This is a genomic window from Nitrincola tapanii (genome assembly GCF_008368715.1).
GTDB lineage: Bacteria > Pseudomonadota > Gammaproteobacteria > Pseudomonadales > Balneatricaceae > Nitrincola > Nitrincola tapanii.
In genome coordinates this window covers 455724-468815 of sequence record NZ_SMRS01000001.1, presented here as the reverse complement: position 1 = coordinate 468815, position 13092 = coordinate 455724, and the positions used below count along the sequence as shown (strand labels likewise).

The 13092-nt window shown below is 50.5% G+C and carries 8 protein-coding genes and 1 tRNA gene; all 9 read left to right on the top strand.

The features are described from left to right. Positions 1 to 56 precede the first annotated feature (56 nt). Positions 57 to 368, top strand: a complete 312-nt coding sequence (gene flgM / locus E1H14_RS02330; RefSeq protein ID WP_149389826.1) for a flagellar biosynthesis anti-sigma factor FlgM — start codon at positions 57 to 59, stop codon at positions 366 to 368. Between the two features lie 38 nt (positions 369 to 406). Continuing rightward, complete coding sequence (locus E1H14_RS02325; RefSeq protein WP_149389825.1) at positions 407 to 892, top strand: flagella synthesis protein FlgN; 486 nt, start codon at positions 407 to 409, stop codon at positions 890 to 892. A 101-nt stretch (positions 893 to 993) separates the two neighbouring features. After that, positions 994 to 1069: transfer RNA gene (locus E1H14_RS02320), tRNA-Arg, on the top strand. A gap of 251 nt (positions 1070 to 1320) precedes the next feature. Continuing rightward, the gene (gene hsdR / locus E1H14_RS02315; protein ID WP_149389824.1) at positions 1321 to 3831 is read left to right on the top strand and encodes an EcoAI/FtnUII family type I restriction enzme subunit R; all 2511 of its coding nucleotides are present in this window, start codon (positions 1321 to 1323) and stop codon (positions 3829 to 3831) included. A gap of 86 nt (positions 3832 to 3917) precedes the next feature. After that, positions 3918 to 5390 (top strand): type I restriction-modification system subunit M, encoded by a 1473-nt coding sequence (locus E1H14_RS02310; protein ID WP_149389823.1) that lies wholly within the window; start codon positions 3918 to 3920, stop codon positions 5388 to 5390. Further along, positions 5387 to 7249: a restriction endonuclease subunit S gene (locus E1H14_RS02305; protein WP_149389822.1), complete on the top strand. Its 1863-nt coding sequence runs from the start codon at positions 5387 to 5389 to the stop codon at positions 7247 to 7249. The genes E1H14_RS02310 and E1H14_RS02305 overlap by 4 nt, the downstream gene beginning before the upstream one ends. Before the next feature lie 10 nt (positions 7250 to 7259). Beyond that, positions 7260 to 11243, top strand: coding sequence for an RNA-directed DNA polymerase (locus tag E1H14_RS02300; protein WP_149389821.1), 3984 nt, complete (start codon positions 7260 to 7262; stop codon positions 11241 to 11243). Then, positions 11243 to 11725, top strand: coding sequence for a DUF2971 domain-containing protein (locus E1H14_RS02295; protein ID WP_149389820.1), 483 nt, complete (start codon positions 11243 to 11245; stop codon positions 11723 to 11725). Before E1H14_RS02300 ends, E1H14_RS02295 begins: the two co-directional genes overlap by 1 nt. Before the next feature lie 292 nt (positions 11726 to 12017). Then, entirely contained in the window at positions 12018 to 12989 is a 972-nt protein-coding gene (locus E1H14_RS02290) for an Abi family protein (RefSeq protein ID WP_149389819.1), read from the top strand. The last annotated feature ends 103 nt before the right edge of the window (positions 12990 to 13092 follow it).

Here is a 13092-nt window from a genome sequence, read left to right as displayed (position 1 = left end):
GATCTATGTCGCTTGACCGATAACCTGAGCAGACACAGATTACGAGGTATTTTAGGATGGCTATTGAATTCAACAGTCTGTCCTCAAATCAGACCGCCAATGCTAAGCCGAAAGCTACTGACTCACCCGCTTCGGGGTCAGTCGCAGGTAAGAAAGCCGCTCAAGCTTATGCATCACAGGATACCGTGCGTCTAAGTGACGCTGTGCAAGCCATGTCCAGCGTAGGGAAACAAACCCTAGCCGCTACACCTGATGTAGACGCTGACAAGGTTGCCAGCTTACGTGCCGCGATTCTAGAGGGTCGATATGAGGTTAACAGCGAGCGGCTTGCCGATAAAATGATGCGTTTTGATGCATTGTTTGACTAAGCTATTGAGATGACGCCCTGTCGCCACGAGGTTTTGTGATGTCTTCAGATCTACTCCCGACTTTTTTTACCCTGGTTCGCCAGGGTTCTGCGTTATTTGCAGAGCTCTTGGCACAACTAGAGAGCGAGCGCCAAGCCCTGGAAAGTCGCGACCTGGATCAACTGACGCAGACTACCGAGGCCAAAAAACAGCTTCTACTCAAAATTGAGCGTAATGTTTTAGAGCGTAATCAAACCTTGACCCTGCTGGGTTTTACTCCGGCACGTGAAGGGGTTGAAGCCTTAACACAACAACTTCCCCCACAACAAGCGATCGAGCTTCAGCAAGATTGGACAGAGTTAGCACTCAACCTAGAGCAGGTGCAAACCGCTAATCAACGTAACGAACAGATCCTGAGCCGCAGCAAACAAAGCATCGACCAGCTGATTAGCCTGCTGCAAGGGCAGCATAAAGCGAATGTTATCTATGATCCCCAAGGCAGCAAAGGCAACTACGAAGCTCAACGCAGCCTAGGTAAAGCCTGATCTGGCGATAGAGCACTGGATCTCTGCTTTTTTTCTCCGTAGAATCCCGCAGCTGATAGCAACTGGCACCAAATAAATAGAAGCTGGCGCTAGCAGTTCAACTCCCTATAGTTCAACCGGATAGAACGGGCCCCTCCTAAGGGCCAGATCGGGGTTCGAGTCCCTGTGGGGAGGCCAGCCCTCTTTTCAAATCCATCCAGAAACATTCAAAAAAACGCCACAACCCGCACAAATACTGGGTTTCTTACTACATACTAACCAGTATCTGCTTATCCACCCCAACGGCTCAAAGTATTGGCGTGAACGCTACAATCTGACTAAAGAGGAAAACCCGTCACAGCAACCCGCCCACAGGCTTTAGCGCTCCGGCAAACTCCAGTACACTCCTGATAACTAAATTCTCAGCGACCGGAGTCGATCCCATCAGCATGGACAAGCGCAGCCTGACCGAGACGGATATCCGCACCAAATACATCACACCGGCCATCATCCAGGCGGGTTGGAATATCCAGACACAAGTATTGGAAGAGTACACCATCGGTGCAGGCCGCATTCAGGTACGCGGGCGCTTATCCAGTCGCGGTGCACCCAGGCGAGCCGACTACGTACTGAACTACCAGCCCAATAAACCCATTGCCGTTATCGAAGCCAAAGACAACAAACACCGGCTGGGCGATGGCATGCAACAAGCGCTGGATTACGCCGAAAAGCTCGACGTCCCCTTTGCCATTAGCAGCAACGGTGACGGTTTCTTGTTTCACGACCGTTCCGGCCTACTGTTCAGCCAACCTGAAACCGAGCTGGCGCTGGATGAATTGCCCGGCCCGGACACCCTCTGGCCGCTGTTCCTGCAATGGAAAGGCATTGGCAAGGCTCAGCAATCCACCATCGAAGAACCCTATTACGACGACGGCAACGGCCGCACACCCCGTTATTACCAGATGGTTGCGGTCAACCGTGCCGTGGAAGCCGTGGCCAAAGGTCAGAATCGCATTCTGCTGGTGATGGCCACTGGCACTGGCAAAACCTACACCGCTTTCCAGATTATCTGGCGACTGTGGAAGTCAAAACAAAAGAGGCGCATTTTGTTTCTGGCCGACCGTAACATCCTGGTCGATCAGACCATGAACAACGATTTCAAACCCTTTGCCGGTGCCATGGCCAAGCTCTCACCGAATGCCGCAGGCATGGAGCGCAACGGTAAAAAAATCGAGCAACAACTGGCGGTGGAGCGCGGCAAAGATCGAGTCAACAAAGTCGACACGTCCTACGAAATCTATCTGGGCCTGTATCAGGCACTCAGCGGCACCGATGAGGCACGCAATGTTTACAAGCAATTCAGCCCGGACTTTTTCGACCTCATTGTGATCGACGAATGCCACCGTGGCAGCGCCGCTGATGATTCTGCCTGGCGCGCCATCCTGGACTACTTCAGCGCTGCCACGCATATTGGCTTGACCGCCACCCCCAAAGAAACCGACGAAGTATCCAACATTCACTACTTTGGCGAACCCGTTTACACCTACTCGCTGAAGCAGGGCATCGACGACGGTTATCTGGCACCCTACAAAGTCATCCGGGTCGATCTGGACAAAGACGTGCAAGGCTGGCGTCCCAGCAAAGGCCAGCGCGACATGCTGGGCCAGTTGATTGACGACCGCATCTATAACCAGCGTGACTTTGACCGCAACATCGTGATGATGCACCGCAGCGAGCTGGTGGCCAGCATCATCACCGAATACCTGCAAGAAACCGACCCCATGCAGAAAACCATCGTCTTCTGCGAAAACATCGACCACGCCGAGCGCATGCGCCAGCTGCTGGTCAATCTGAACCCGGAGCAGGTACGCAAAAATCGCAAATACGTGATGCGCATCACCGGTGATGAGCAAGAAGGCAAAGCGGAACTCGACCACTTCATCGACCCGGAAGAACCCTATCCGGTGATCGCTGTGACCAGCAAACTCATGACCACCGGCGTTGATGCCAAAACCTGCAAACTGGTGGTACTGGATCAACGCATCCAGTCCATGACCGAGTTCAAACAAATCATTGGCCGTGGCACCCGGATTGATGAAGACTACGGCAAAACCTGGTTCACCATTCTCGACTTCAAAAAAGCCACCGAACTTTTCGCCGACGAACAATTTGATGGCGACCCGGTGATGGTGTACTCCCCTGGCCCCGGTGAATCAGCCGTGCCGCCAGACCAGCAAGCCGAGCAGGATGAAAACGGCGACAACACCTACCCAACCGGTGATGCCAGCAGCAATCCAACCCTGCCCAACACCCAGTTGGGTGAACCCCATCCCGGCTACCACCCTGACAACACCAGCGGTGAAAACGGTGACGCACCACGTACAAAATTCATCGTGAATAACGTCACCTTCACCATCACAGGGCGACGTGTTCAATACCTGGATAGCGATGGCAAACTGATTACCGAAGAGCTCACCGACTACACCCGCAAAACCGTGCAGGAGCAGTACGCCACCCTGAAAGACTTCCTGAAACGCTGGCACGATGCTGAACGTAAACAAGTCATCATCGACGAACTGGCCAGCCAGGGCGTGATCTGGGATGACATTACCGCCGAGGTTCGCAAAAAGCTGGGTGACGAACCCGATCCGTTCGATGTCATTACCCACATAGTTTACGGCCAGCCAGCCCTGACACGTAAACAACGTGCTGCCAAAGCCAGTCGTCGCAATTACTTCGACAAATACCAGGGGCAAGCCCGCGCTGTGCTTGATGCCCTGCTGCAGAAATACGCCGACACCGGCATCGGCACCATTGAAGACACCAAAGTGCTGCAACTGCCGCCCTTTAACGAATTGGGCACCGCCATGGAACTGGTAAAAGCCTTTGGCAGCAAAGCCGGCTACCAACAAGCCCTGCGCGAACTGGAAGACAACCTGTACAACGACGAAGCCGGCTAACCCGACCCCCCTGAATTAAACACAGTGCCGCCCGCCCCCATCCATCATCGGGCGGTGCGGCCAAACGACAGAACCCAGAGAACACCATGAGCATCAGCAGCGTTATTAAATCCATCCAAGACATCATGCGTAAAGACGTCGGCGTCGACGGCGACGCCCAGCGCATCGGCCAGTTAGTGTGGATGCTGTTCCTGAAAATTTACGACGACCGCGAACAGGAATGGGAACTGCTGAACGACGACTACCAAAGCCCCATTCCCAACGGTTTGCGCTGGCGTAACTGGGCCGCCGACCCCGAAGGCATGACCGGCGACGACCTGAAAAACTTCATCGACAACATCCTGTTCCCCGGTCTGCAACAGCTGCACACCAGCGGCGATGCCCGCGCCGTGGTTATTCGTAACGTCTTTGAAGACGCCTACAACTACATGAAATCGGGCCAGCTGATTCGCCAGGTCATTAACAAAATTCAGGAAGGCATCGACTACAACAACTCCAAAGAGCGCCACGCCTTTGGCGATATGTACGAACAAATTCTGCGCGACCTGCAAAGCGCCGGTAACGCCGGCGAGTTTTATACCCCGCGCGCCGTGACCGAATTTATGGTGAACCGTGTCGACCCCAAACTGGCCGACAGCGTGATGGACCCGGCTTGTGGCACCGGTGGATTTTTAACCTGCACCATCGAACACAAACGCCGTCACTACGTACAAACCCCCGACGACGAACAGGTACTGCAACGCAGCATTCACGGCTGGGAGAAAAAACCCCTGCCACACCTGCTGGCCACCACCAACATGATTCTGCACGGCATCGACACCCCCAACCAGATTCGCCACGACAACACATTGAAACGCGCTTACCGCGACTGGGGTAAAAACGAACGGGTGGACGTGATTGTGGCCAACCCACCCTTCGGCGGCACCGAGGAAGACGGCATTGAAAACAACTTCCCGGCCGAATTCCGCACCCGCGAAACCGCCGATTTATTCATGGCGCTGTTTATCCGCCTGCTGAAAGACGGTGGCCGCGCCGCCGTGGTACTGCCCGACGGCTTTTTATTCGGCGAAGGCATGAAAACCCGCCTGAAAGAAAAACTGCTGACCGAGTGCAACCTGCACACCATCGTACGCTTACCCAACGGCGTGTTTAACCCCTACACCGGCATTAAAACCAACCTGCTGTTCTTCACCAAAGGCCAGCCAACCGAACACATCTGGTACTACGAACACCCCTACCCGGCCGGGGTAAAAAGCTACAGCAAAACCAAACCGATGAAGTTCAGCGAGTTTGAAACCGAAATTGCCTGGTGGGGCAACGAAGCCGACGGCTTTGCCGCGCGTGAAGAAACCGAACAAGCGTGGAAAGTGAGCATCGCCGATATTCAGGCGCGCAACTACAACCTAGATATTAAAAACCCCCACGTGGGCGAACAAATCAGCCACGACCCGGACGAACTGCTGGCCCAATACGCCCAACAGCAACAGGAGATACAGCAACTGCGTGACCAGCTGAAAGGCATTCTGGCGGCAGCCCTGGGCGGAGCTAACGCCAAATGACCCAGCACATTCACGAAGGCGCAGCGCGCTACCAGCCCGGCCACCATGGCAACAATTCACCAGCGCCTTCGGCCACCCAAGCGCTGGCAAACCCGCAGCAACTGCTGACCGAGCATATCGACCTGTGGACCAGCGCCGTGCGCCACAAATCCACGGCAGGCCGTGGCAGCAACCGTAAAATCGAACTAGCTGGTATTAACAAACTGCGCGAGCTGATTTTAGAACTGGCCGTGCGTGGAAAACTGGTGCCACAAAATCCGGACGACGAACCGGCTTCGGAACTGCTGAAACGCATCGAAGCGGAAAAAGCGCAGCTGGTTAAAGACGGCAAACTGAAAAAGCAGAAGCCGCTGCCGGCGGTGACGGATGAAGAAAAGCCGTTTGAACTGCCGGAGGGGTGGGAGTGGGTAAGGCTAGGTACTTTTTTTAACTCAATTATCAGTGGTGGTACACCAAGCAAGCGTAATGCTGACTACTGGAATGGGGATATACCTTGGGCGAGCGTCAAAGATTTGGGTAAATCTAAATATATCCACGCAACACAGGATTACATAACCGCCGATGCTCTAGAATCTGGAAGCAAACTTGTTGATAAGGGTGACATATTAATCTGCACCCGGATGGGTCTGGGAAAAATTGGGGTTGCCCAAGTCCCCATAGCTATCAATCAAGATTTAAAAGGGGTCAAACTGTCCTCTCAGATTGAACTTGAGTACTTTCTGAACACGTATAGCCGAATTAAAATTGAGGGAACAGGCACTACAGTTGCGGGAATTACACAAGATCAACTATTAGGTTACGTGGTAGCCCTCCCCCCACTCACCGAACAACAACGCATCGTCGCCAAAGTCGATGAACTGATGGCCCTCTGCGACCAGCTGGAACAGCAAAGCGAACACCAGCTCGACGCCCACCAGCAGCTCACCGACACCCTGCTGTCTGCTTTATTAACCCCAGCCGCAGGCGCTCTCACCGACGCCACCAGCGCTCAGGAACTCAGCGACAACTGGCAACGCCTCGCCCAACACTTCGACCTGCTGTTCTCCGGCCCCATGGGCGCCTGGGCCATCGATCGCTTAAAAGACACCATCCTCCAGCTCGCCGTCATGGGCAAACTCGTTCCACAAAACCCAGACGACGAACCGGCCTCCGAACTGCTCAAACGCATCGACGCCGAAAAAGCCCGACTGGTTAAAGAAGGCAAAATCAAAAAACAAAAACCACTGCCGCCCGTCAACGACGACGAAAAACCGTTTGAACTGCCGCAGGGGTGGGTGTGGTCTTGTATCAGTGCTATCTTTCATTTAGAAAATGGCGATAGAAGCAAAAACTATCCAAACAAAGCAGCGCTTGTAGAGAAAGGAATTCCCTTTGTAAATGCAGGCCAACTAGAGAATGGGGGTGTTTCAACGGAAGACTTGAGTTTCATCTCTGAGGAACATTTCTCAAGATTAAGCGGTGGAAAATTCTTGGATGGAGACATTTTATTCTGTCTACGGGGTTCTCTGGGTAAGAATGCTCTGGTCAAAAACTTTGGTATAGGTGCCATTGCATCCTCACTTGTCATTCTTAAAACAGCTATGAATGGCCTTCAAAATTTTGCCATGGTGTACCTAAACTCAAACTTGGCAAATATACAGATTAAAACTTATGACAACGGAACTGCACAACCAAACCTATCTGCTGCGGATTTAGGTAAATTTCTAGTTCCTCTCCCCCCACTCGCTGAACAACAGCGTATCGTCGCCAAAGTTGACGAACTCTTTGCCCTCTGCGACCAGCTGAAAGAACGCCTGCAACACGCCAGCGACACCCAGCTAAACCTCACCGACGCCATTGTCGAGCAGGCGCTAAGTTAAGGAAAACCCCATGCCGCAAATCCCAGAAAAATATGATCGCCTTCGGCTGACCGATTTATATCTAGCCGACAAGATGCTGATGGCTTTGGCATGGAAAAAAGCGCATGACTATATCCGCAACACCAACTGGTATGCCGATAACTTTGAGCTGGATAAATCGGCACTCCACCTCGCAGAGCATTGCCAAGCATGGGTTAATGACATAAGCAGTGGGAAGCTATCCTTCGAGAAGCTGAAGCTTGTGCCTGCACCCAAAACAGCACACTGGTCGTTTATCGAAAATACCTGTCCTAAAGAAGGCGACAATTATCTTGATAACCCATCTGATGGCCCATGCTACTGCCTTAAGTGGGAGCCTGAAACGCCTGATGACATAAAACTCCGCCCCCTTGCACATATAGGCATCAAAGAACAAACCATCATGACCCTTGTCATGATGTGCCTGGCAAATGATGTCGAAGCTCTGCAGGGCGATCCGTCGACCGATTATGATGAAGTGCACGAAAAGAAGGTTGTAAGTTACGGCAACCGGCTTTATTGCACATACAGTGAAGACTCTGAAGGAAATCTGACCGCTGAGCATAACTACGGCGCTACGACCATCTACAGCAAATACTTCACTGACTATCGCAAGTTCCTCCAACGCCCCTATCATTTTGCCGCCAAAACGCTCCCGGAAAAATCAGCCGATGAAGAGGTCTATCTGGTTGAGCTTGACCTCAAGCAATTCTTTGACCTGATCAACAGAAAAAAACTTGTCGAGAAGATTCGGGGGATCGTTCAGGCGGAGCAGGACACACCCATTTCTGCCAAAGGCACAGCTGAAACACTGCTCATGGCATTTAATAACTGGGACTGGTCAGAGTGTGCGAAAAAGGCATATCACCTTTGTGCGACAAACACTGTGCCAAAACCTCGCAAAGGTTTGCCACAAGGGTTGGTCGCTTCGGGATTTCTGTCCAACATTTACATGCTCGAATTTGACACTCAGATGTCGCAGTGGATCAAAAGCGGCTTACCTGAAACACCCGCAAAGAACCTCACCCTGATTGACTACTGCCGCTACGTGGACGATATGAGACTGGTCATAACAGGGCCTGCAAGGAATGCAGATAATCCTACTCCACTAAGGAATATCCGGAATGCGATCAATACATGGCTCGAACCAGAGCTTAAAAAAATTGGACTGGAACTAAATAAAGAAAAAACCAAGGTAGAGGTATACCGCGGTAAATCGAAAGGGATATCCAGCGCGCTTGAGGCTATGCAAAGTAATCTTAGTGGCCCCTTGAGCAACGAGAGTGCCGATGAGCTGCTCACTCAACTAGAATCGTTGTTGATGCTATCCGATAGCTCCAAGGTTGACCAGAATTCGGAAGAGGGTGAGTGTCGTATAAACCGGCTCGCCGCCATTGAGAAAAGTGTCTTCGATGTACGGGAAGACACGCTTAAACGTTTTGCCGCCAACAAAATCACACGGATTCTTAATGAGAAGCGTCACTTCACGTCACGTCAAACCGATGAAAGCGGTAACCCGATAGCCGGTGATTGGGACTACCTGCAAGAGCGTATAGCTCGCCGTCTGATTGCCTCATGGTCACATGACCCTGCCCTTGTTCTCCTGCTGAAGAAAGGTCTGGAGCTGTTTCCCAGCCCAAAAGTGCTTGAACCCGTTCTGGAGCAATTGAGGGATGTCAGACTCAGGAGATGTCAGACTTCAAAGAATATCGGCGAAGCCGAGCTAAAGCAGGCAGCGGTAGCAACTTATTGTCTGGCAGAAATTTTCAGGCACTCTGCAGTCACTATTCATCGTAAAGACCCTCAGGCGATACCAGCACATGCCGACGTGAATAGCTACTTTGATTTGCTGCAAAACGAAGCTGTGCACGTATTAAACGACATTGAGACGGATACTAAGCCAGGCAGTGATGAAAAAAGTAAGGTCAGCTCGCCTGCAAACAAAAACAACGATAGGCCATTCAATCTGCTCGCGGAGCAGGCCAGATTCCTGCTTCTTGTGAGACTCGATACTACCCTCGAAGAATCGTGCGGTGACATCGAACAAGACTTGATATTCAAACTGGCTAAAGGCTTCCGCAACATATCTCTTGAAAAGAGTATTACTGACGAAAGCATCGCATCTTGTATTCTACTTGCAAGCCAGCTTATTGATGACCAGAAGCCTATTCTGCGTGCTGCCAGCTGCTTATTTGATCTACACGTAGGACAAATAAGCATTCAAAATATTATTGAAAAGATAGCGACCCAGGATTCAGAATTTGTTCGTTCGTTGATACTGCACGCCAGAGCGATTAAGTATGAATGGTACGAAGCAAACAAGACTGGATTCATCAGCACACTATCCGACAGTATCTACCTGAATGTAAAACCATCAGCGAAGCCATTGAAAGATATTTCTAAACCGATGGGGATTTATCAGATCAGTAGTCGTGATGACAGCCCATTAGGCAACGAGATAATGGCACTCAAACTTTTTAGTGCATTATTGGACGCTGCAAAGGAATCGCCGATTGGTCAGGAAGATGTGATTGATCTGAGTCGTACAAAAGTAAAAAGCACTTCGGGATACAGTAATCCACCCTCCTTTTCAGTCTTCGAACAAGAATTAACAATAGAAGAATTTACCTCACAGACTTCATTATCTGTGATTTCAGAGCATCTTAAGCATACGGATGTTGAGCCTATGAAGCTGCAACGTATTGCCCTGGCAATGCGGGCCGTACTTGCTGGCTCTGCAGATCCAACCGGCTTCGGCCAATCGTTTACTCCAAGAACCGGTTACCGCGGCCTGAAATCAACCAGTTTCAAACGCCAATTTGGCATGATGACAACTCCTGAAGCCTTGGCAGGTGAAGCTGCGCAGTTTTCCACATGGCTATCGACCCTGTTAGCCAAGCTACTCCGTTGGCCCGGTATTCACGTTAATGACCAAGGCTTTGAATGGCCAAGGGAGTACACGTTTAAAAACGTCAGCGAATTAGTGAATAAGCGACTAAATGTTCTGAAAGAGAACTATTGTCAGTCTTCCGGTATGCCGGGGCTTCCTGAGCTTGTATACCCAGATTGGAACGAAAGCAAAAAGTCACTCAGGGTAGCCATGGTGCAGTCCAAGCTGCCGTTTAAGAAGGACTTCGTCACGGCGGGGACACTACTTGATAATCCTGACTACCGTTACAAACATCGTCGCCATGTAGCACGAGTAGCAGAGCTTGTCGTCAAACATATTCGAGCCCAGCAAATTGATGATTGTAAAGCAGGCGAACGAGAGCAGGATATTGATTTGATAGTCTGGCCGGAGTTGTCAGTTCACCAGGACGATATGGACATATTGGTTCAACTTTCCCGAAAAACACACGCGATTGTTTTAGCCGGACTAGGATTCATAAACCAGCCAAATGTTATGGGCCCAAACAATTGCGCCGTATGGATTGTGCCTCGCAAACACAATGGTAACCAAAATGAGATTAAACGCTTTCAAGGCAAGTTCCATATGATGGAAGGCGAGAGAGAATTAAAAATTCAATCCTGGCGCCCTTATCAACTCTTTATTGAACTCAAGCAGCCTAAGTTCAAAGACAAGCAAGGCTTCAAACTGACGAGTGCAATTTGCTTCGACGCAACCGACATAAAACTCAGCGCAGACTTACAGGATAAATCCAATGCACTTTTTATTCCGGCAATGAACACAGATGTAGGCTCTTTTGACACTATGGTAGAAGCATTGCACTACCACATGTATCAGCCTGTCGTTCTCGTTAATACTGGTGAGTTTGGTGGTTCTTACGCCATGGCTCCCTACAAGAAACGTCACAAGCGCCTGATTGCTCATTCAACGGGAAACAACCAAGTCGCCATCAATACTTTTGACATGAACATGTTTGACTTCAGAAGAGACAAAGTAGGTTCAGGTATGACCTCCGGCATTGAAACCAAAACACCGCCAGCTGGCGTACCACTAAAAGATGCCAAGTGATGACTGACATTCCAACACTTTATAAATACATGCCCTACCAGGCAGAGTTTTTCAGCAACTTCTACCTGCGCTGCACACCACGCAGCGCCCTGAACGACCCATTTGAAATGCTGCCGTCTACCGATTATTTAATCTATCACGCATGCAAACGGCAAATGCCGCAATCGGTCATCGATAACCTGCTGATGTGGTCGCATTACGCCGATGAACACCGGGGCATGGTGTTGGAGCTGGACAGGTCCCATTCATTTTTTCCGGTAAAGTCGAACATCACCGTCACTTGCGCCCGGTTCAGTATCGTCAACAGCGAATTACTGAACAGTCTCCGGAAAAAAGCGATTACGAATCGCTGCTGGATTTATTCTTCGTTAAAAGCCGCGATTGGGAATATGAACAGGAATACCGCCTTACCTGCGACCTTTGCTGTAGCGACGATATGCTGGAATGTAGGGATAAAACCACCCCAAAACTCCTGGGGGTAATACCAGCTGGGCTGATTCCATACGACCCGAACCGTATCCTGCATATGCCCACCGACGTCACTGTCTCGGTCATCTGCGGTGCCATGATGCCGCAAGAACAAAAAGACCGGGTAAAAAGCGGTGCAGACCAGCACGGCTTTATGTACTGCGAAGCGCAGATTGACCATAACGAATACCGGCTTGGTATTCAGACATTTTGATATTCACTAGGGTTATCTAAGCGACAGAAACCGTGGATCAAACTTACGGGCCCATTAAAATTACAGGAAGAACTTCTACAGGATTAACCGCTATGTCCTATTCCAGACCTTGGCTGAGTTACGAACAACAGCTTGAGCAACTCAAAGACCGCGGTATGCAGGTTTCTGATGATGCCGCGGCACTGACTTCGCTTGAGCAATTTGGATACTACCGTCTGAGCGCCTACTGGTATCCATTCAGGCACAAAGAGTTTGATGAAGCAGGGCGTCTGTCTCATATTACGGATAGCTTTATTCCTAATACCGAGCTGCGCGATGCTGTCAAATTGTACCTGTTTGATAAAAAGCTGAGATTATTGTTACTTGACGCTTTGGAACGTATTGAAATTGCGCTGCGTGTTGATATTGCACATTTACTGGGCAGGCTAGATACGTTTGCTCACACCAAGCCCGATAAATTGCACAAGTCATTCGCCAATAAAACAAAAGGCGGTGGCAAACCAACGGCTTTCAATGCGTGGACCCGAAAGCGCATTCACGTTGAAGCGCGCTCCAAAGAAGATTTTGTCGAGCATTACAAAGCGAAGCATGGCACAGACTTGCCTATTTGGGTGGCCGTCGAAACCTGGGATTTTGGAGCCTTATCGCAACTCTTTGCCATGATGAAAGTAAAACATCAGACTCAGATTGCCATGCAATATGGTGTTGCAGACTGGGAGGCATTTCAGAGCTGGTTGCGCTCCCTTAACTATCTTAGAAATATCTGTGCACACCATAGCCGACTATGGAATCGCAACATCGTAGACCAGCCCTCTCTTCCCGAATCTGGCGCATTAGAATGGCTGGATATGCTAAGAGGCCGTAATCTATCTGATGAAGAACTGATATCACGGCCGTTTCTGCTCATGGCCATTTGCCGGCATATGGTACTGCAGCTGAACTCATCAAGCCGGTGGCATTTGCGTGTAAAAGAACATCTTGAAGAATTCCCTGCCGTTGCGTCGGACTACAAAATCGGTTTCGAGGCAATGGGAGCGCCGGATGGCTGGGATGCATGGTGGTAAATTTTGGCTAGCAATAAAAAACCCCCGCGTATGACATCCTACCGAAGTAAGAGCAAAGAGGCGGGGGCCGTGTTACGCGTAACTTTAGTTTGTACCCGTGCAT

Coding starts and splice junctions, on each gene's coding strand:
- flgM (WP_149389826.1), top strand. CDS start 57: ATGGCTATTGAATTCAACAGTCTGTCCTCAAATCAGACCGCCAATGCT.
- E1H14_RS02325 (WP_149389825.1), top strand. CDS start 407: ATGTCTTCAGATCTACTCCCGACTTTTTTTACCCTGGTTCGCCAGGGT.
- hsdR (WP_149389824.1), top strand. CDS start 1,321: ATGGACAAGCGCAGCCTGACCGAGACGGATATCCGCACCAAATACATC.
- E1H14_RS02310 (WP_149389823.1), top strand. CDS start 3,918: ATGAGCATCAGCAGCGTTATTAAATCCATCCAAGACATCATGCGTAAA.
- E1H14_RS02305 (WP_149389822.1), top strand. CDS start 5,387: ATGACCCAGCACATTCACGAAGGCGCAGCGCGCTACCAGCCCGGCCAC.
- E1H14_RS02300 (WP_149389821.1), top strand. CDS start 7,260: ATGCCGCAAATCCCAGAAAAATATGATCGCCTTCGGCTGACCGATTTA.
- E1H14_RS02295 (WP_149389820.1), top strand. CDS start 11,243: ATGACTGACATTCCAACACTTTATAAATACATGCCCTACCAGGCAGAG.
- E1H14_RS02290 (WP_149389819.1), top strand. CDS start 12,018: ATGTCCTATTCCAGACCTTGGCTGAGTTACGAACAACAGCTTGAGCAA.